Origin of the sequence: Cypionkella sp. TWP1-2-1b2 (genome assembly GCF_049896245.1) — a bacterium.
Lineage (GTDB): Bacteria > Pseudomonadota > Alphaproteobacteria > Rhodobacterales > Rhodobacteraceae > Cypionkella.
This window is the reverse complement of sequence record NZ_JAFCTX010000011.1, coordinates 34,474-53,699: the sequence shown is the minus strand read 5'-3', so window position 1 is coordinate 53,699 and position 19,226 is coordinate 34,474. Positions and strand designations below refer to the sequence as shown.

Here is a 19,226-nt window from a genome sequence, read left to right as displayed (position 1 = left end):
TTTTGCGGTTTAAGCGGGGCCCACGCCCAGCCACGCGCCCGCCTTTGAAACTTGCGCGAGATAAACCAGCATCGCGGTGCTTTCCGTGAAAACCAGATCGCCATCGACCAGCACAGGCAGCGTTCCGGCTGGATTTATCGCCCGAAAATCTGTAGATTTATGCGCCCGCCCCGGATGAAAATCCACCGCCTCAACGTCCAGCTTCACCGCCATCAGCGCCGCCATCAGCCGCACTTTGTAGCAACTGGCGGAAAGCACGTAATCATACAGCTTCATGCCGCCACCATCTGCGCACCGTAGGTCAGCCCCTTGCGTTTCAACCAGCGCCGATAGGCAATCGAGGTCATATCCGCCTGCGTCGGGATCTCTTTTCCGGGGTCCAAGGGCAACAGCCGGGGGATCTGGTTTTCCAAGATCGAGCGGTCTTGCAGGAAGATCATTTGCTGAAACTGGATCAGATCGGCCTGCGGCGTGGTGTCATCAAACAGCGCCATCCAAGGCCAAACCTTACACAGCTCCTCGGTCAAGGGCTGCACGAAAATCCCGATCACGTCCCATTCATCCGGGTTATTCGGACAGGTCTTATACAGCACAGCCGCCGTAGGTGCCGCCACCCGATACATATATTCCGTCACAATACCGCCCGCCGCCGATTTCGCGGCCTGCGGTTGGTAGAAATGCACCTTGGTCGCCCAAACTTCGTCGCTGTCCTCGCGGATTTGCACCTCGTAGCGACCGACTTCGGTATGCGGTTCGGCCCCAAGAACATCGGTATGCACAAAGGGGAAGTGGGCGATATCAAGGAAATTCTCCACCGCCCGCAAAGGTGAGCATTTCACCCGCACCACGCCGCAATCGACCAGCCGACGCCCCGGTTGATCTGCCTCGGGGATCGGGAACAACTTATGCGCGGGCGTGCCCGGGCAGGCCCAGACATGGCCATACGCCAAGCATACCGCCAGATCGCCCGCAGCCCCACGCACCACAATCGCATCCCCCTCAAAGAACACGTTGATATCGCTGCCCAGAAGCTGCGTTTGCCGCCCCGGCCATGGCCCTACAAGCGCGGTCATCGCGACCGGATACCATTCGTTCAAAACCGGCTGCGGAATCATACCAAAGCTCCTTCTTCCACCAAGCGCCGCAGGCCATCCAGCCAGCGCGACACCGCCACCCGGTCGCCCGCGCCCAGCGCGTGCAGCCTAAGCGTCGCATCGCGATCTTGCAGCACCAAGGCCACCGCAGCACCCGCCACTTCCCCCCGCCAAACCGTGTCCTGCGCCACAAACCCCGGTAAAGCCCGGGCCAGAGCGATAGCGTTGGCCTGCACGGTGATCGAGCGCACAGGCTTCAGCCCGCTCAGGTCGGGCAGTGCCACATCGCTCGCGGCAGGTGCCACCCAAATCACACCATCCGCCTCAACGCAGGCGTAAACCTCGGCCTGGATCGCGGCTGGCGGCACCATCGCCGGATGCGCCGGGATTTTGCGGCACGCGCCGTCGCTGCCATAGGTCCAGCCGTGATAAATGCAAGACAACGTCTCCCCGCGCACAAAGCCATGCGACAGCCGCATACCGCGATGCGGGCAGCGGTCATTCCACGCCGACAGCCGCCCAGAGCCTGCGCGCCAGATCGCCAGCTCCGCCCCCTGCCACCGGCCCGCCGTCACCACGCCCAGCGGCAAATCCTGCGACAAGCCAATGGCCACCCAGATCCCCGACATCATAATCCCCGCAATCCCCAACCGAACCTTGCCGCCCCGCGCGAGAATCAAAAGGCTGAAAGCCTGTCGCGCGCAAAGCCGCCGCAGCAGATGCCGCAAATTTCAGCATCTTCCCCGCATATGATCATAAGTTAATCAGCTATCGAAGCAAATTCATTCAGACTTTGCAGCACCACATCTGCCCGATCAATCCGCTCGACCCAGACCTCTTGCGGGCCAAGGCTACAGCCCAAGGCCATCGCATCCAGCAGGTCCGGCAGGCCGGTCACCACCAGCTCAACCCGCCCCGCATCGTGGCTTAGAATCGCCCCGCGCAGGCCAAGGCGGCGGGCATGACGCGCAATCCAAGCAGCGAAAATCGGCGCCCCCACATCACCCAGAACGGCAAAGCTTTGGCTTTGCTCCGTCCGGGGATCGGCGGCGTGATCGGGCATGACAGGGTGATCCATCGCGACCTCAAGCTTGGGGTTCGTACCAAACTGGCAGGTGAAGCTCGGGCTGTCCAGAGCGGCCAACCCAGCGCCAGCGTCGATTGCCCTCCCCCGCCGCCCGCGTTAGGTAGACGCATGCCTGCTTCCGACTCCCCGCTGAAAGCCGCTCCGTTGTCGCAGACCCCGTCCGTTTTAAACCGCCGCCAGCAGGCGCTGCAATGGGCCGCCCTGGCCCTGCTCTCAATCCTGATCACCACCGGGTTTGAGGTGCTGCACCTGCCCGCCGCCCTGCTGCTCGGCCCGATGATGGCGGCGATTATCCTTGCCTTGCGTGGGTTTAGCATCACCCTGCCCGGCCCCGCGATGACGGCGGCACAAGGTGTGGTCGGGCTGATGGTGGCGACGATCCTGCCGATTGCGATGATGGCCGAGGCCGCCGCCCAATGGCCCATTGTACTGGCCGGGACACTGTTCACCATCGCGGCTTCGTCGCTGCTGGGCTGGCTGTTGGCACGCTCGGGTGCGCTGCCCGGCACCACGGCGATCTGGGGATCGTCACCGGGTGCTGCCTCGGCGATGGTGCTTCTATCAGGTGCTTATGGTGCCGACATCCGGCTGGTCGCCTTCATGCAATACCTGCGCGTCGCCTGTGTGGCGGTCGTGGCCACCGTGGTGGCACGGCTGTTTGGCGTGGCGGGCGGCCCTGCACCCAGCATCATCTGGTTTCCGCAGATGCCGCTGTTGGGCACCGCACAAACCATCGCCCTTGCCGTGGTTCTGGCCTTCGCAGGCCAGCGGCTGCGTCTGCCCGGAGCAACTTTCCTGCTGCCAATCGGCATGGGCATGTGGCTTACGCAAACCGGATGGATGCAGATTTACCTGCCGCCGTGGTTGCTGGCGCTGACCTATGCCGCCATTGGCTGGGCGATTGGCCTGCGCTTTACCCCCGCCACTTTGGGCCATGCCTTGCGGGCATTTCCACGGGTGTTCGCCTCGATCATGGCGTTGATCGCGGTCTGCGGCGGGGCGGCTGCCGCCTTGGTGCAATTCGCCGGGATTGACCCGTTGACCGCCTATCTGGCGACCAGCCCCGGCGGGATGGATTCCATCGCCATCATTGCGGCCTCCACCCCCGTCGATGTGGCCTTCGTGATGACGATGCATATGGCGCGGTTTTTGCTGGTGCTGCTGCTTGGCCCAATGCTGGCGCGCTGGCTGTCGCGGCCCAAGGGGTTTTAAGCCCCCAATCTCAGGCCAGCACGATCACATCCTGCCCGCGAAACCGTAAAGCCACCTCGGCCCCAACAGGCGGTGGTGGCGCATCAGGACGGTTGAACAGATCAAGCGAGATCGCCCCCGCCGCCGTCTCCGCCTTGACGCGGATCACAGCCCCCAGAAACTGCACCGCCGCAATCCGTGCGGGCAGTGCGAAATCGCCCCGGCTGATCTGCGCGGCATCAGCCTCCAGATGCACCACTTCGGGGCGCAAAGCCAAGCCGACCGTCGCGCCCTGCGCCGCTGTAATCGCTTGTGGCAGGCGCAACGGCTGACCCTGCACCATCACCTCACCCTGCGCTGCATCCGTCACAACGGCGTCCAACGTGTTCAACGTGCCAACAAACTGCGCCACAAACCGAGTTTTCGGATGGTTATAAATCTCAAACGGTGCACCCACCTGTTCCGCCCGCCCGCCGTTCATCACCACCACCCGGTCTGACATCGACAGGGCTTCTTCCTGATCATGCGTCACAAAAATCGTGGTGATGCCCAGCTTGCGCTGAATATCGCGAATTTCCGCCCGCAGACTGACCCGGATCTTCGCATCCAGCGCCGACAGCGGCTCATCCAGCAACAACACCCGTGGCCTCGGCGCCAGCGCGCGGGCCAAAGCCACCCGCTGCTGCTGCCCACCCGATAGCTGAAACGGATAGCGCGCGCCCATCTCTGGCAGACCGATCAGCGCCAGCATTTCAGCCACCCGCGCGGTGATCTCGACGCTAGAAACCCCGGCAATCTTCAAGCCAAAGCCCACATTCTGCGCCACCGTCAGGTTCGGAAACAAAGCGTAAGCCTGAAACACCATGCCGATGTTGCGCTGATTGGGCCGCAGATGCGTCACATCCTCGCCGTCAATCTTGATTGCGCCAACCGTTGGAGTTTCAAATCCCGCCACCATCCGCAGCACCGTGGTCTTGCCGCAGCCAGATGGGCCAAGCAGCGAGACAAACTCCCCCTTCGCCACCCCCAGATCAAACGATTTCACCACTTGGTTCGCGTCAAAGGATTTTTGCAGCGCCGAAAGGTCCAGATACGCCATCAGTGCTGCATCCTTGTGTGTTTGGAAAATTTGGTGACCAGTTGGATCAACATCATGCAGGCCCAGGTCAGCGCGAAAGTGATCACGGCCAAAGCCGCAGGTTCATAGGCTTTATTGCCCCCCGCCCAGACCAGATAAGGCCCAAACGCAGGCCGGTCCAGCAAGGCCGCAAAGACATATTCGCCGATCACAATGGCAAAGGTCAAAAACGCCCCCGACAGCACTGCCACCAGCACATTCGGCAAGATCACCTTAACCAACACGGTGATCCAGCCCGCCCCTAGGCTCTGCGCAGTTTCGGTCAGCGTGCGCAGATCAATCGCCGCAAGCCCGGTGTCAACCGCGCGATACATATAGGGCAGCGCCAGCACCGCATAGCCGCACATCAGCAGAAAATCGGTGCCCAAAGTCGTCCCCGTCAGCGGCAACCAACTGGAGGTGTTGAACAAACGGATATAGCCGAACACGATCACAATCGGCGGAATGACCAAGGGCAGCAGGGTGATGAACTCCATGAACGGGCGCAGACGCGGCAGTTTCAGCCGCACCCAGAACACCGTCGGCACCACCACCAGCACGCCGAACACAATCGTCAGACATGCCATCAGCACCGAATAACCAAACGTCGCCTGAAACTGCGGATCGCCCATCACCGAACGGTAGGCGTCCAGCGAATACTCGCCCCGCCGCATCTTCAATGAGAATTCCAGCATCCCGACCAGTGGCAGGAAGAAATACACCACACCGACCGCAATCGCGGCCCAAGACAGGATACGCTTCATTTGATCCACCTTTCGGCGCGGCTGCGCATCACCACATAGACGCCGTTGGAAATCCCGGTAATCACGATCATCGCAAACGCCAAGGCATAGCCAAGATGCGGGTCTTGCAGCACATCGCCGCGGATTTGGTTGAACAGCAGGATGGGTGCAATCGACAACAGCGACCCCGTCAAGGCAATCGCCGTCGCCACCGCACCAAACGCATTGGCGAACAACAGCGCTAGCGTCCCTAGCAGCGACGGCCCCAGCACAGGCAAAGCCACCATCCGCCAATATTGGCCGCCAGTTGCGCCCAAAACCTCTGCCGCCTCGCGCCACTCGCGCTTCAACCCGTCAATCGCCGGGGTAATGATCAGCACCATCAGCGGGATCTGGAAGAACACATAGGCCGCGACCAGCCCCCAGAAGCTGATCATGTTGAAGCCCAAAGCGTAGATATTCACCCCAAACCAGTCGCGCAGCAGCAGCGTCACAAACCCCACCCGACCCAAGGTCGCCACATAGGCAAAAGCCAAAGGCACGCCGGCGAAGTTCGAAGTCACGCCCGAAAACGTCATCACAATGCCGCGTATCCAGCTGGGCAAACCGCCCAAAACCACCGCCAAGGCAATCGCAAAGCCCAAAGCGCAGCCGATCAGCGCCGAGGCAAAGCTCAGCCGGATCGACAGCCAGAACGCATTGATAATCTCTGGCGTCGCCAGATTGAAAATGTTTTGCAACGTGAAGGCGCCGCTGTCATCAACAAACGCCCCCGCCACGATATTCGCGGTGGGCAGCAGCAAAAACAGCAGCGCGAACAGCAGAAATGGCAACACCCCCAAGCCGTTCCACGGCAGGGCGCGCCAAAGGCGAGAACTTCTCATGCTATGATCCTAAAAGGAAACCCGCCCCCAAGCCAAAGGCAAGGGGCGGGTTAAGGGTTTACTCGACCTTGACGCCGACGGTTGCATCCCAACCAGCCGTCACAGCCTCTTTATGCGCAGCCTGCTCCTCCAGCGTCGGGAACACGGCCTTTTCATAGGCGGCGGCTGGCGGCAGTTTCGCCAGCATATCCGCCGGGATCACGTCGCGCTTGGCCAGATCGTTGAAGCGGATCGGGTGGCAATAGCCGTTCAGCCAACCAAGCTGACCTTCGTCCGAGTACAAGTATTCCATCCACAGCTTGGCAGCGTTCGGATGCGGTGCATAAGCCGAAATCGCCTGCACATAGACGCCAGCCAACGTGCCCGAAGCCGGGATGATCACTTCGGCTTTCGGGTTGCCAGCCAGCGTGTCGCGCCAAGCCAAAGCGTTGTAATCCCAAGCCGCGACAATCGGGGTAGCCCCTTGCGCGATGGTGCCGGTTTTGCCCGCGACCGGCACGAAATTGCCAGCCTTGTTCAAAGCCCCCATGAACTCCAGCCCTTTGGCAGCCGAGTCAGCGCCCGGAGCCCCGCCCATCGCCATGCCAGCCGACATCACCGACATCAGGCCTTGGTTGCCCGAGCGCGGATCGCCGGTCAGCGCGAAGGCCCCCGCATATTCCGGCTTCATCAGATCAGCCCAATCGGCGGGCACGTTCTTGACCATATCGGTGTTCACGATGAACGCCATCACGCCGTAATAGTCGCCATACCAGAAGCCATCGGCATCCTTGGCGCTGTCCGGGATGCTGTCCCAGGTGCTGACCTTATACGGCTGGATCAGACCTTCTTCTTTGGCAGCGGGGCCAAACGACAGGCCAACGTCCAGAACGTCAGGTGCTTGCGGGCCGGTGTTGCCTTTGTTGGCACGCACGGCTTCCAGCTCATCCGCCGAAGACCCATCCGGGTTCAATTCGTTAACGGCGATCTCGGGGTATTTCTTTTTGAAGCCCTCAATCACGGCACCATAGCCGCACCAGTCATGCGGCAAAGCGATGGTGGTCAGCGCACCCTCTTTCTTCGCCGCAGCAGTGATTTCGTCCAAGCTTTGCGCCGAGGCAGCACCAGCCACCAGCATCGCCATCAGGCTGACGCCCGAGGTCAGGGTTTTGAAAACGGTCATGGAAGTCTCCTGTTAAGCCGTACCGCCGAGGTTTGCCCGGACGGTTGCTAAAACGGTGATCTAGGAGCCTCGCATGACGGTCAGGTAACGGAGTGATGAAGTTTCTATGTCACAGCATAGGCTTGGCCCAGAGCAATCTTTGTTACCCAGCCGTCACATCCCCGATAACCAACCGTCACGAATCCGGCGTATCAGCCCCTCAGTCAAAAGGGGGTCGCGATGCTGAAGGTCGAAAACGTCACACGCCTGTTCGGCCACAAAGCCGCCGTGGATAACGTCAGCTTTCAAATCGACCGCTCGGCTTTCGTCGGCGTGATCGGGCGTTCGGGGGCGGGCAAATCCACCCTGCTGCGCATGATGAACCGTCTGACCGATGCCTCATCGGGCGAGATCATCTTTGAAGGTCGCAATGTGTTAACCCTGAACGGAGCCGAAAAGCGCGCATGGCAGGGCCAATGCGCGATGATTTTCCAGCAATTCAACCTCGTCCCCCGCATGGATGTGGTCTCCAATGTGCTGCACGGGTTGCTGAACCAACGCTCCACCTTCGCCACCATGTTCAACCTGTGGTCTGACGCCGACATCACCCGTGCGATGCAGATTCTGGAACGGCTCGGGATAGCCGAACAAGCCCCCAAACGCGCCGAGGCCCTGTCGGGCGGCCAGCAACAACGTGTCGCCATCGCCCGGGCGCTGATGCAGGACCCCAAAGTCATCCTCGCCGATGAACCCATCGCCAGCCTTGATCCGATGAACGCGCAAGTGGTGATGGACGCCCTGCGCCGCATCCACGAAGAAGACGGCCGCATGGTGATCGCCAATCTGCACACGCTTGATACCGCGCGGCGCTACTGTGACCGCGTCATCGGCATGCGCGATGGCCGCGTCGTGTTTGACGGCACCCCCGATCAACTGACCACCGGAGTCGCGCGCGACATCTACGGCGCCGACGCCAGCTTCAACGAATCCGCCACATCGACCTCCATCACCGGGCCGCGCGATGCTGCCTATGCCGATGCGATGCTGGCCTGACCCTCACCAAAGTTTACCCGGCCCAAACGGGCCCCATCTGGAGACGACCATGAAAAAGCTGCTCGCCGTTCTGGCTGCCACCACCTGCATCACCTCTGCCCATGCGCAAGAGTTGAAAGAATTCAACATCGGTATCCTGGGTGGTGAGAACGCCCAAGACCGTATGACCTCGAACGAATGTTACCGTGCCGCGATTGAAAAAGAGCTGGGTGTTCCGGTCAAAGTCTTCACCCCGGCTGACTACGATGGCGTGATCCAGGGCCTGCTGGGCGGCACCCTCGACATGGCCTGGCTCGGCGCTTCTGCCTATGCCAAGATTTACCTGACCGACCCGAAAGCCGTAGATGTCGAGCTGACCAAGCTGAACCTGAACGACTCCACCGGCTATTATTCCATCGCTTTCGCCCGCAAAGACTCTGGCATCACCTCGATTGAAGACGCCAAGGGCAAGAAATTCGCGTTCGGCGAGCCGAACTCGACCTCAGGCTATCTCGTCCCTGCGGCTGAGATGATCGCCACCTACGGCCCGCTGGATAAATTCTTCAGCGAAGTGAAGTTCTCGGGTGGCCATGAGCAAACCATCGTCGGCGTCGCCAATGGCGATTTCGATGCGGGCGTGTCCTGGGCCGATGGCGTCGGTAACTGGGAAGACGGCTACGCTTCGGGCGCGTTCCGCAAAGCCGCCGATGCAGGCCTTGTTGACATGAACAACCTGGTCGAAATCTGGCGCTCCAAGATGATCCCCGAAGGCCCGATGGTGGTGCGCGCTGCACTTCCGGCGGATGTGAAAGACAAAGTCACCAAACTGACCGCTGACCTTTGGGAAACCGACGCGAAATGCGCTTATGGCGTTGCTGCGGGGGAGGCGAAAGACTTCGTGCCCGCCACCCACGACATGTATCTTGGCATAGTAGAGGCCCGCAAACTTTCTGGCAAGTAATTTCAGCACGAGCACCGGGCTTGCGCAAGCAAGCCCGGTTTTTCATTTGGAGGCCGCATGGTTGACATCACCTTCGGGCCAGAGCCGGGCAAGCGTCCCGACCTGAACAACCCCACCGAGGCCTATATCCACCAGACCCGCCGCAAGCGGCTTTACGGGTTCATCCTGCTGATTCTGTTCGTCGCCTTGATGGCATCCGGCTTCAAAACCGCCCAAGACCGCAACGCAGGCGATTTCCTGTCCGGCCTGCACCAAGTCGGTGCTTTCCCCGCCGAAGTGCTGTCGGAAGCGTGGACAAACCGCGCCAATCTTCCGGCGCTGCTGTGGGAACACCTGCCCTCGCTGATCGAAACTCTCAACATCGCCGCAGCCGCCACCCTGCTGGGCGGCGCATTTGGCGCGTTTCTCGCCCTCGGCTCCACCCGCCACCTCGCCCGCTTCCCCGCCCTCACCCCGCTGTTCCGCCGCACCGCCGACATCATGCGCGCCATCCCCGAGATCGTCATCGCGCTGATCCTGATCTTCATCTTGGGCGGTGGCCCGGTGCCCGCCGTGCTCGCCATCGCCTTCCACACCGCGGGCGCTTTGGGCAAGCTGTTCTCGGAATCCGCCGAAAACGCCGACCTGAAACCCGTCGAAGGCCTCGCCTCGACCGGAGCCTCATGGAGCCAGCAAATCTGGCTCGGCATCCTACCACAAGTCGCCCCGAACTGGCTCAGCTACGCGCTGCTGCGGTTTGAGATCAACATCCGCGCCTCCGCCATCCTTGGCTTCGTCGGCTCAGGCGGCATTGGCTATGATCTGAAACTGGCGATGCAATGGGGCGGCGGCAAATACGATGAAGTCGTAGCCATCTTCGCTTTGCTGTTCTGCGCCATCGTGCTGTTCGATCAACTCTCCGGCTACGCCCGCAACCGTTTGGTAAAGGGGCAGTAACATGACCGACGCAACCCAATTCGGCACCACCTACGCCACCGTGCAGCGCCAGTTCAAAACCCGCCGCCTCACCGTCTTCGCGATCCCGCTGCTGATCCTGCTGTACCTGATCTACCTGTTCATCAGCTTCGACATCCCCGGCCTCGCCGCCCGCGCAAGGACGGACAATGCCAAGATCCTGCTGTCCGATTTCGTCGCCTACAAAACCCATGTCACCCGCGACAACCGCACCGACAAAACCACCGTCTCGATTGAAGGCGAGGCGAAAGCCACCTACGCCCCCAGCCAATACCCCGCATGGGTGCAAACCCAAGGCGACACCACCACCATCGACCTCGGCAAAGGCAACATCGTCACCTACGACGCCAAAGGCGCGCGCTACAATGTCCCCGGCTACGGCGTGATCGACATACAACCCGAAGGCGGCAAGCTGAAACTCACCGCACCAGAACCGATCCCGGATTGGATCAACGTCAGCGACACCCGCATCTCCGTCACCACCCCGCAAGGCCGCTTCGCCTATTCCCGCTCCAAAGTGGAAACCTTCAAATACCAACCCGGCTGGGCCTTGTTCTTCTTCACCCTCGACAGCCCGTTCTACGGCAAATCTTACGGCCAGCTGACCGCGATGCTGGCAGGCGACCGCATCGACCCCGCCCGCAGCAACGCGGCTTACATGGCGTCCGAATTCTGGCACAACAAACAATGGCACCACGGCGATGTGGCTTGGGCGCTGTTTGAAACCGTGCTGATGGCCTTCCTCGGCACCATGGGGGCCGCGCTGATCGCCCTTCCCCTCGCCTTCCTCGCAGCCAGTAACTTCACCCCATTCCGCACCGTGCGCTTCGCGTTCCGCCGCCTGTTCGACTTCGTGCGCGGCGTCGACGGCCTGATCTGGACGATCATCTTAAGCCGCGCCTTTGGCCCCGGCCCGATGACCGGCGCCTTGGCGATCTTGCTTACCGACAGCGGCACGTTCGGGAAAACCTTCTCCGAGGCGTTGGAGAACATCGACGAAAAACAAGTCGAAGGCATCCGCTCCACCGGCGCAGGCCCACTCCAACGCGCCCGTTTCGGCGTGCTGCCGCAAATCGCGCCGATCCTGCTCAGCCAAGTGCTGTATTACCTCGAATCCAACACCCGCTCTGCCACGGTAATCGGTGCCATCGTCGGCGGCGGCATCGGCTTGCTGTTGACCCAAGCCATCATCACCCAGAAAGATTGGGAGGATGTCGCCTATTACATGATCCTGATCGTGCTGATGGTGATGGCAATGGACAGCTTCTCGGGCTGGCTGCGCCGCAAACTGATCGGGCGGTAAAGCAAAAGCCGCGCCCCAGTCGAATTGCTCTTTTCAAAATACTCCCGCCGGAGGCACCTCGCTCTCCGCCAAACCGCCCCATAACCAGAAGCCGCCCTCGGGGGCATCGAGCCCCCTCCTGCGGCTGCTGCCGCTGGAAAGGTCAAACCGCGCGTGCATTCTTTCCCCGGCAGCGCCGTCCAAAGCGGCTCGATGCCGCTGCGGACGGCACCTGCGTTACGGTCAAACTGTTAACAGAGGCTAAACGCCCCCGCCTAACCCATTGAAACGATACAGCCCTCAACCCCGTCCACGCGTGGACAAGAAAGCCTAAAATGACCAAACTCTGCGCCGACATTCCGCTGATCCACCCCGACTGCCAGATCAAGAACGCCCATTTCGGGGCCTATTGCGAGATCGGCCGCTTCAGCCGCATCCTGAATACGACCTTCCAAGACTATGCCTATTGCGACCAATTCTGCGACATCACCAACACCACTGTCGGCAAGTTCGCCAACATCGCCGCGATGACAAGGATCGGCCCCACCGACCACCCGATGCAAAACGCCAGCCTGCACCATTTCCTCTACCGCAGCAGCGCCTATTGGGACGATGCGACCGATGATGAAGCCTTCTTCCTGGCCCGCCACGCCCGCCGCACTGTGATCGGACCCGATACTTGGATCGGCCACGCTGCCATCATCAAACCCGACATCACGATCGGCGCAGGGGCGGTCGTTGCCAGCGGCGCGGTGGTGACCAAAGACGTCGCCCCCTACATGATCATGGCCGGCCTCCCCGCCACCCCGCTGCGCCCTCGCTTTCCCGCAGCAATAACCGAGCGCCTGCAGGCTCTCGCTTGGTGGGATTGGAGCCACGATCTGCTCCACACCGCCCTGCCCGATTTCCGCAATCTGCCGGTTGAAGCTTTTCTCGAAAAATACCACGGCTGATCGCAACCAAAGGTGCCGCCCTCGGGGGCATCGAGCCCCCTCCTGCGGCGTTACCACGGCAAAGTTACAACCGACCGCCCAGCACGCGACGGCAGCGCTGGCCAAAGCGGCTCGATGCCGCTGCGGACGGCCCCCGATTCGGGTTCAAGTCATGTGATGCCGCGCAATCAGCGGGCCAGCTTGCGCTCTAGGATGAAATGTTAAGATTCCATCACCGCACCGCACGCGGCAACACCACAACATGTTGTGAAAAAACCGCCAAACCGTAGAAAAATCACAAGCCATTCCCAGCGGGGAAAGCGTTTCCCCGCAAAGCCGCGCCGAACCTTACTCCGCTGCCAGCCGCAAAGCCTCGGGCTGGCTGACAAACCGCCGCGCAGCCTCGCCTGCCAGATAGCTTAAGCGCCCCGCCGAAATCGTGGCCTCAATCCCGCGCGTTTCAGCGTTCACGATGACCATATCGGCGCGCAAGCCCGGCTCCAGCCGACCCCTATCGACCAGCCGCATGATCTCGGCCGGGCGCGACGACACCAGCGCCCACGCCTGCGCCAACCCCATCACACCGCGATCAACCAGCCCCCAGACCGCCAAGGGCAGTGCGGGGATGTGATAGTCCGAGACCAATACATCACAAAGCCCATCCGACACCAACGCGAGGGCCGAGACATTCCCAGCCTGCGAACGGCCCCGCACCACGTTTGGCGCACCCATGATCACCGGGCTCATCATCGCATGCGCCGCCGAAGCCGCGCGACGGGTCAGCGGGAACTCGGCGATCTTCGCGCCGATCATCGAGTAAAATTCTCGCGTCTCACCATCCGGATCATCATGGCTGCCGTAAAGCACGCCCAAGGCATCAAAGGCTTCCGCCAAAGTACACAGACTGCGCGGCACCTCTTTGGCGCGGGCGGCGGCGTATTCGATGGCATCGGCGAGTTCCTCGGCAGTTTTGCCAACCTTGCGCGCCCAAGCGGCGAAATCGGTTGGGGCGATGCGGGCCATGTGCAGGCCTTCGGACAGATGATCGTTGAACACCACATAGCCGATCCGGTGGCGTTTGACGGCGGCGATCAGGCGGGTGGTTTCACTGACCAGATGGGTCTCGGCACGGATTTGCAGCCGCAGATCGGTCAAGGATTGCGCGCGATAGCTGTCCAGCGCCACCATCAGCGCCTCGGCATGGTCGGGACCGCGATGACCACCTTCCCAGCTCCAGCCCTGCGCGAGATAAGCGGTGGTGACGCCGTGTGCTGCGGCCTCGCGGTCAAAGGACGCGAGGCCAGCGGCAAGCGGAAACGGCGCCGAAGGGCGCGGGGCCATATGGCGCTCGAACCCGTCGCCATGCAGGTCAATGATGCCGGGCAGGATCAGAAAACCCGTGAGGTCCACCTCGGGCAAAGGGCCACGGGTGATCTTGCCATCTGCCAGCCCGATGGAGCGCTGCTGCATCACGCCGTCGCGCAGAATATGCGCGCCAGTCAGTCGCAGGGGGGGCAAGGGCAGCGGCATTTCGGGCTCCGGGGACGGGGGCAACTGGGATTGTTGGCCGGAATAACAGTGCCAAGCAACGAGGTTATGACAGTTTATCCACAGTTTCCCCCATATCTGCTTCCCCCATATCTGCTTCCCCCATATCTGCTTCCCCCGCATCTGCTTCCCCCGTATCTGCGGCTTCTGGTGAGACGGTTAGGGTCACGCGGTCGCCTGCGAACCATGTGGTGCCAAACTCGATGGGTTGGCCTGCGGCATCGACGTTGACGGCGACCGAACGCAGCAGGGGAGCTGCTTGCGGCAGCCGCAGGTGCAGCGCCAGCAGGGTATCGGCGGCAATCGCGGTGATGCGGGTTTCCGCGCGGGTGTAATCGGTGATGCCCGCCTCTGCCAAGGCGGCGGTGACCGATCCGTGGCGGGTCATCGCCTCTAGCAGATTGGGGAAGCGGGCCGCGGGGAAGATCGAGCGGAACATCGCCAAGGGGGTGCCATCGGCGAGCGAGAGGCCCTCGACCACCTGCACCAAAGCGCCTGCGGGTAGGTGTAGGGCTGCGGCCTCACCGGGGTCCGCCGTGCGGGTTTCTTGCCGCAGGATCTGCCGGGAGGGCGTACGACCTGTGGCCAGCACATTTCGATGGAACCGCACCCGGCGGCTGAGGGCGTAGTCGGTGGGGCTGGCGGTGACGAAGACGCCCGCACCCCGGCGGGCATGCACAGCGCCTGCCTCGGCCAAGCGGGCCAAAGCCTGACGAACGGTGTGGCGATTGACGCCGAAGCGGGCAGACAGAGCGGCTTCGGTCGGCAGTTTGTCACCGGGGCTGTAGTGGCCCGCAGTGATCTCTCCGGTGAGGGTCTCGGCGATGGAACGCCAGATTGTTGGCTTTGTCACCAAAACTTCACATGCATTTCGCAGGCTCCCGGGTTATGATTTGTCTAGTTGTATAGTATGATAGACAACTTCGCAAGATGTCGGGATCAAGATGACGCATGAGAGCCCTGAAGCGGCAGTGACCGCCCGCAAAAACTGGATTGGCCTGTTGGCCCGCGCCAAGCCCGCGCGGCTGGCAGATTTGGTCCCGGAAATTCCGCCGCATGATCTGCTGCGCGCGCCGGAAATCGGGGCGGTGATGGTGCGGGGCCGGATTGGCGGCACCGGGCAGCCGTTCAATTTGGGCGAGATGACGGTGACGCGCTGTGCGCTGCGGCTGGGGTCTGGAGCTGTCGGCCATGCCCATGTGCAGGGCCGCGACAAGAGCCATGCTCTGCGCGCGGCGGTGGTCGATGCGTTGATGCAGACCGATCAGGCAGAGGCTGTGCGGGCGGCTGTGCTGGGGCCGTTGCAGGCGGAAGAAGTTGCGCGGCGGGCGAGCCGGGCCGCGAAGGCGGCCGCGACGAAGGTGGAGTTTTTCACTTTGGTGCGGGGGGAAGACCAATGAACGATGCGTTGTTGGGCGGGTTTGCTGAGGCTCCGGTGCAATCGTCGCATGCGTTTCGTGCGGCGCTGACGGTGCTGTCGCAGCCGGGTGAGATCCGGGAATTGAGCGGAGCTCTGCCGCCTGCGCCGCTGTCGGTGGCGGCGGGGGTGCTGGTGCTGACGCTCTGCGATGGCACGACTCCGCTGCATCTGGGCGGCGCGTATGACTGCGCGACGGTGCGTGATTGGATCACCTTTCACTCTGGTGCGCCGCTGGTTTCGGTTGAGAATGCGGTGTTCGCTTTGGGCGATTGGGCGGCGTTGCAGCCCTTAGGCCGCTTTGCCATCGGGCTGCCGGATTACCCGGACCGCTCGGTGACGTTGATCGTTGAAGTGCCTGCATTGGAGGCCAAAGGGGCTGCGCTGCGCGGGCCGGGGATTGCCGATGTGGCTTATCTTTCGCTGCCCGAGGTTGCCGCGTTTCAGGCCAACCGGGCGCTGTTTCCACTGGGCTTTGACTGCTTCTTCACCTGTGGCGACCATGTGGCCGCCCTGCCCCGGTCAACCCATGTGGAGGCTCACTGATGTATGTGGCGGTAAAGGGCGGCGAGCGCGCGATTGACAATGCCCATGCGTGGCTGGCCGAGGAACGCCGGGGCGATCTGGGCGTGGCAGAATTGTCGGTGGCGCAAATTCGCGAGCAGTTGTCGCTGGCAGTGAACCGTGTGATGGCGGAGGGCTCGTTGTATGATCCAGACCTTGCCGCTTTGGCGATCAAGCAATCGCGCGGTGATCTGATTGAGGCGATTTTCCTGATCCGGGCGTATCGCACCACCCTGCCCCGGTTGGGTGCGTCTTGCCCGGTGGATACCGCTGAGATGGCGGTCATTCGGCGGATTTCGGCGACGTTCAAGGATTTGCCGGGGGGGCAGGTTTTAGGGCCGACCTTTGACTACACCCACCGTCTGCTGGATTTCAAACTGGCGGCGGAGGGCGAGGTTGCGCAGGCGGCAACCGCTCCAACAGCAATGGAGCCAGTGCCGCATGTGATGGCGATGCTCGACCGTGACGGTATGATCGAGCCAGAACCTATGGGCGACGATGTGCCTGCAGATTTAACGCGCGAGCCGATGGAATTGCCCGCCTCGCGCGCGCTGCGCTTGCAGGCGATCACGCGGGGCGATGAGGGCTTTATCCTGTCGATGGCCTATTCGACCCAGCGCGGCTATGGCCGCACCCATGCTTTTGTCGGCGAGTTGCGGATAGGTGCTGTGGCGGTGGAACTGGAGATCCCAGAATTGGGATTTGCCGTGGAGATCGGCGAGATTGAGTTGACCGAATGCGAGACGGTGAACCAGTTCAAGGGCAGCAAGACCGAGCCGCCGCAGTTCACGCGCGGCTACGGTCTGGTATTTGGCCAGACCGAGCGCAAGGCGATTGCGATGTCTTTGGTGGATCGCTCGTTGCGCTGGGCCGAACTGGGCGAGGACTACACCGGTGCTCCGGCGCAGGACGAAGAATTCGTGCTGATGCACGCCGATAACGTGCAGGCGACCGGATTTCTTGAGCATATCAAACTGCCGCATTACGTTGATTTCCAGTCAGAGATGGAATTAGTACGGCGATTGCGCGCCGAGGTCTTTGCCAGCCGGGAGGCGGCGGAATGATGGCGCTGATGCTCCCTCACCCTAACCCTCTCCCAAGCGGGGAGAGGGAACAGCGTCGTCGTACCAGCGTCGCGAGGATCATGCTGATGTTAACCAAATCCTTACCCTGTTTCAGCGATGCTCTGCGGCATCCAGAATCCCCTCTCCCGCTTGGGGAGAGGGTTAGGGTGAGGGGACAAATGCGCCAAAACCAAATTCAGACCGCAGAGGCGCGCGTGCTGCGCCAGAACCTATCACCCGCCGAGCATGCGCTGTGGTCTGCCCTGCGGGATCGCCGCTTTATGGGTTTGAAGTTTCGGCGTCTGGCCCCGCTCGGCCCCTATATCGTCGATTTCTACTGTGCCGAACGCAGCGTTGTGCTGGAGGTTTTTGGCGATCCAAACCCCGATCGCGCCGCATGGTTGACCCGCTTCGGCTGCCGCGTGCTGCGGCTTGATCCACATGACATTCTGACCAACCTGCCGGGCTGTTTGCAGCATCTGGCTGAGGAGCTTGCCCGATGACGATGCATCGCACCGCCGCGCCCGTCGAGGCGGACGCCTACAACTTCGCCTATCTCGACGAGCAGACCAAGCGGATGATCCGGCGTGCCATCCTGAAAGGCGTGGCGGTTCCGGGCTATCAGGTGCCGTTCGCCAGCCGCGAGATGCCAATGCCTTACGGTTGGGGCACGGGGGGCGTGCAGGTGACGGCGGCTTGCCTGACGCCGGATGATACGCTGAAGGTGATCGACCAAGGCGCCGATGACACCACCAATGCGGTGTCGATCCGCAAGTTCTTCCAGCGCACGGCGGGGGTGGCGGTGACGGAAGCGACAGCAGAGGCGACACTGATCCAGACCCGCCACCGCATCCCGGAAGCGGCGCTGACCACAGGGCAAATTCTGGTCTATCAGGTGCCAATCCCCGAGCCTTTGCGGTTTCTGGAACCGCGCGAGACCGAGACGCGCAAGATGCATGAGCTGGACGAATACGGACTGATCCATGTCAAGCTGTATGAAGACATCGCGCGCCACGGCACCATTGCCACCTCCTATGCCTATCCGGTGAAGGTCGAGGGCCGCTATGTGATGGACCCGTCGCCGATCCCGAAATTCGACAATCCGAAACTGTCGAACTCGCCAGCGCTGCAACTGTTTGGCGCGGGGCGCGAGCAGCGGATTTATGTGCTGCCACCGTTTACGCATGTGGTCAGCCTTGATTTCGACGACCACCCGTTTGAGGCCAGCAAAGCCCCGCATGACTGCGATCTGTGCGACGCGGGCGAGAGCTATCTAGATGAGGTGATCACTGATGATCAGGGCGGGCGGATGTTTGTCTGCTCGGACACAGATTTTTGCCGCACCCGGCGCGAAGCCGGGCATTTGGGAGCCTTGGGTGTGCCAGTTCTGAAAGGCAGTGCGTGATGGGCGCGATGGATTTGGATATTTGGGCCAAGGTGAATGGCGATAAGCCGTTGCTCTCGGTTCAGGGGTTGAGCAAGAATTATGGCAGCCGGATTGGCTGTGCGGATGTGTCGTTTGATCTGTTTCCCGGTGAAGTGCTTGGGATCGTGGGCGAAAGTGGCTCGGGGAAATCCACGCTTTTGTCCTGTCTGGCGGGGCATCTGACACCGGATACCGGACAGGTGATCTTTGAGACAGCCCAAGGCCCGCGCGATACTGTGATGATGGCCGAGGCAGAACGCCGGAAGATGGCGCGCACCGATTGGGCGTTTGTGCATCAAAACCCGCGCGATGGCTTGCGGATGGGGGTTTCGGCAGGTGGCAACGTGGGTGAGCGACTGATGGCCGTCGGCGCGCGGCATTACGGTGATATTCGGGCAACGGCGGTGGATTGGCTGGGCAGGGTGGAGATTGCCGCTGACCGCATTGACGACCGCCCGCGCGCGTTTTCGGGCGGTATGCAGCAACGCCTGCAAATCGCCCGCAATCTTGTGACCGGGCCGCGTCTGGTGTTCATGGATGAGCCCACGGGAGGGCTTGATGTCTCAGTGCAGGCGCGGTTGTTGGACCTTCTGCGCGGTTTGGTGCGCGAGATGGGGCTGTCGGCGATCATCGTTACCCACGATCTGGCGGTGGTGCGGCTGCTGGCGGATCGGCTGATGGTGATGAAGGGCGGGCATGTGGTGGAACAGGGGCTGACCGATCAAGTGTTGGATGACCCGCAACATTCCTATACGCAGCTGTTGGTTTCCTCAGTCCTGCAGGTATAAA

General features: G+C 61.8%; 22 protein-coding genes. 12 read left to right on the top strand and 10 right to left on the bottom strand.

Translation table 11 applies throughout. The features are described from left to right. Positions 1 to 9 precede the first annotated feature (9 nt). The 4 genes from ACP7AP_RS09285 to ACP7AP_RS09270 all read right to left on the bottom strand — a co-directional run bounded on the left by ACP7AP_RS09285 (position 10) and on the right by ACP7AP_RS09270 (position 2,172). Positions 10 to 276: a glutathione S-transferase N-terminal domain-containing protein gene (locus tag ACP7AP_RS09285; RefSeq protein ID WP_426033927.1), complete on the bottom strand. Its 267-nt coding sequence runs from the start codon at positions 274 to 276 to the stop codon at positions 10 to 12. Continuing rightward, positions 273 to 1,115 carry an aromatic ring-hydroxylating dioxygenase subunit alpha gene (locus ACP7AP_RS09280; RefSeq protein WP_426033926.1) on the bottom strand — a complete coding sequence of 281 codons (843 nt, stop codon included), beginning with the start codon at positions 1,113 to 1,115 and terminating at the stop codon, positions 273 to 275. The genes ACP7AP_RS09285 and ACP7AP_RS09280 overlap by 4 nt, the downstream gene beginning before the upstream one ends. Next, positions 1,112 to 1,723, bottom strand: coding sequence for a Rieske 2Fe-2S domain-containing protein (locus tag ACP7AP_RS09275; RefSeq protein WP_426033925.1), 612 nt, complete (start codon positions 1,721 to 1,723; stop codon positions 1,112 to 1,114). The genes ACP7AP_RS09280 and ACP7AP_RS09275 overlap by 4 nt, the downstream gene beginning before the upstream one ends. Before the next feature lie 131 nt (positions 1,724 to 1,854). Then, positions 1,855 to 2,172, bottom strand: a complete 318-nt coding sequence (locus ACP7AP_RS09270) for an acylphosphatase (RefSeq protein WP_426033924.1) — start codon at positions 2,170 to 2,172, stop codon at positions 1,855 to 1,857. Between the two features lie 117 nt (positions 2,173 to 2,289). Here ACP7AP_RS09270 and ACP7AP_RS09265 point away from each other — a divergent pair, with 117 nt between their 5' ends. Then, complete coding sequence (locus tag ACP7AP_RS09265; RefSeq protein ID WP_426033923.1) at positions 2,290 to 3,393, top strand: AbrB family transcriptional regulator; 1,104 nt, start codon at positions 2,290 to 2,292, stop codon at positions 3,391 to 3,393. A 10-nt stretch (positions 3,394 to 3,403) separates the two neighbouring features. On the opposite strand, the gene ACP7AP_RS09260 is transcribed toward ACP7AP_RS09265, so the two are convergent. From ACP7AP_RS09260 to ACP7AP_RS09245, 4 genes are read right to left on the bottom strand one after another with little or no spacing between them, the layout of a single operon-like run. After that, complete coding sequence (locus tag ACP7AP_RS09260) at positions 3,404 to 4,471, bottom strand: ABC transporter ATP-binding protein (RefSeq protein WP_426033922.1); 1,068 nt, start codon at positions 4,469 to 4,471, stop codon at positions 3,404 to 3,406. Next, positions 4,471 to 5,253 (bottom strand): ABC transporter permease, encoded by a 783-nt coding sequence (locus ACP7AP_RS09255; protein WP_426033921.1) that lies wholly within the window; start codon positions 5,251 to 5,253, stop codon positions 4,471 to 4,473. Before ACP7AP_RS09255 ends, ACP7AP_RS09260 begins: the two co-directional genes overlap by 1 nt. Continuing rightward, the gene (locus ACP7AP_RS09250) at positions 5,250 to 6,116 is read right to left on the bottom strand and encodes an ABC transporter permease (protein ID WP_426033920.1); all 867 of its coding nucleotides are present in this window, start codon (positions 6,114 to 6,116) and stop codon (positions 5,250 to 5,252) included. The genes ACP7AP_RS09255 and ACP7AP_RS09250 overlap by 4 nt, the downstream gene beginning before the upstream one ends. 58 nt (positions 6,117 to 6,174) lie before the next feature. Further along, positions 6,175 to 7,278 (bottom strand): ABC transporter substrate-binding protein, encoded by a 1,104-nt coding sequence (locus ACP7AP_RS09245; protein ID WP_426033919.1) that lies wholly within the window; start codon positions 7,276 to 7,278, stop codon positions 6,175 to 6,177. Positions 7,279 to 7,497: 219 nt separating this feature from the next. Between ACP7AP_RS09245 and phnC the strand changes: the two genes are divergently transcribed. The 5 genes from phnC to ACP7AP_RS09220 all read left to right on the top strand — a co-directional run bounded on the left by phnC (position 7,498) and on the right by ACP7AP_RS09220 (position 12,439). Further along, positions 7,498 to 8,310: a phosphonate ABC transporter ATP-binding protein gene (phnC, locus tag ACP7AP_RS09240; protein ID WP_426033918.1), complete on the top strand. Its 813-nt coding sequence runs from the start codon at positions 7,498 to 7,500 to the stop codon at positions 8,308 to 8,310. Between the two features lie 49 nt (positions 8,311 to 8,359). Beyond that, complete coding sequence (gene phnD, locus ACP7AP_RS09235; protein WP_426033917.1) at positions 8,360 to 9,250, top strand: phosphonate ABC transporter substrate-binding protein; 891 nt, start codon at positions 8,360 to 8,362, stop codon at positions 9,248 to 9,250. A gap of 57 nt (positions 9,251 to 9,307) precedes the next feature. Beyond that, a complete protein-coding gene (gene phnE, locus ACP7AP_RS09230; RefSeq protein WP_426033916.1) occupies positions 9,308 to 10,186 on the top strand; it encodes a phosphonate ABC transporter, permease protein PhnE in 879 nt (292 codons plus the stop codon). Position 10,187: 1 nt separating this feature from the next. After that, complete coding sequence (gene phnE, locus ACP7AP_RS09225) at positions 10,188 to 11,507, top strand: phosphonate ABC transporter, permease protein PhnE (RefSeq protein ID WP_426033915.1); 1,320 nt, start codon at positions 10,188 to 10,190, stop codon at positions 11,505 to 11,507. Positions 11,508 to 11,821: 314 nt separating this feature from the next. Next, positions 11,822 to 12,439 carry a chloramphenicol acetyltransferase gene (locus ACP7AP_RS09220; RefSeq protein ID WP_426033914.1) on the top strand — a complete coding sequence of 206 codons (618 nt, stop codon included), beginning with the start codon at positions 11,822 to 11,824 and terminating at the stop codon, positions 12,437 to 12,439. A 327-nt stretch (positions 12,440 to 12,766) separates the two neighbouring features. Here the strand turns inward: ACP7AP_RS09220 and ACP7AP_RS09215 are convergent, their stop codons facing one another. Beyond that, positions 12,767 to 13,948: an alpha-D-ribose 1-methylphosphonate 5-triphosphate diphosphatase gene (locus tag ACP7AP_RS09215; protein WP_426033913.1), complete on the bottom strand. Its 1,182-nt coding sequence runs from the start codon at positions 13,946 to 13,948 to the stop codon at positions 12,767 to 12,769. A gap of 64 nt (positions 13,949 to 14,012) precedes the next feature. Then, a complete protein-coding gene (gene phnF, locus ACP7AP_RS09210) occupies positions 14,013 to 14,819 on the bottom strand; it encodes a phosphonate metabolism transcriptional regulator PhnF (RefSeq protein WP_426033912.1) in 807 nt (268 codons plus the stop codon). A gap of 91 nt (positions 14,820 to 14,910) precedes the next feature. Between phnF and phnG the strand changes: the two genes are divergently transcribed. The 6 genes from phnG to phnK all read left to right on the top strand — a co-directional run bounded on the left by phnG (position 14,911) and on the right by phnK (position 19,225). Beyond that, complete coding sequence (gene phnG, locus ACP7AP_RS09205; protein WP_426033911.1) at positions 14,911 to 15,366, top strand: phosphonate C-P lyase system protein PhnG; 456 nt, start codon at positions 14,911 to 14,913, stop codon at positions 15,364 to 15,366. Then, complete coding sequence (gene phnH / locus ACP7AP_RS09200) at positions 15,363 to 15,929, top strand: phosphonate C-P lyase system protein PhnH (protein ID WP_426033910.1); 567 nt, start codon at positions 15,363 to 15,365, stop codon at positions 15,927 to 15,929. The genes phnG and phnH overlap by 4 nt, the downstream gene beginning before the upstream one ends. Continuing rightward, positions 15,929 to 17,011, top strand: a complete 1,083-nt coding sequence (locus ACP7AP_RS09195) for a carbon-phosphorus lyase complex subunit PhnI (protein ID WP_426033909.1) — start codon at positions 15,929 to 15,931, stop codon at positions 17,009 to 17,011. The genes phnH and ACP7AP_RS09195 overlap by 1 nt, the downstream gene beginning before the upstream one ends. Before the next feature lie 179 nt (positions 17,012 to 17,190). Beyond that, positions 17,191 to 17,514, top strand: coding sequence for an endonuclease domain-containing protein (locus tag ACP7AP_RS09190; RefSeq protein ID WP_426033908.1), 324 nt, complete (start codon positions 17,191 to 17,193; stop codon positions 17,512 to 17,514). Next, complete coding sequence (locus ACP7AP_RS09185) at positions 17,511 to 18,416, top strand: alpha-D-ribose 1-methylphosphonate 5-phosphate C-P-lyase PhnJ (RefSeq protein WP_426033907.1); 906 nt, start codon at positions 17,511 to 17,513, stop codon at positions 18,414 to 18,416. The genes ACP7AP_RS09190 and ACP7AP_RS09185 overlap by 4 nt, the downstream gene beginning before the upstream one ends. A gap of 8 nt (positions 18,417 to 18,424) precedes the next feature. Beyond that, a complete protein-coding gene (gene phnK / locus ACP7AP_RS09180) occupies positions 18,425 to 19,225 on the top strand; it encodes a phosphonate C-P lyase system protein PhnK (RefSeq protein WP_426033906.1) in 801 nt (266 codons plus the stop codon). Position 19,226: the final 1 nt, after the last annotated feature.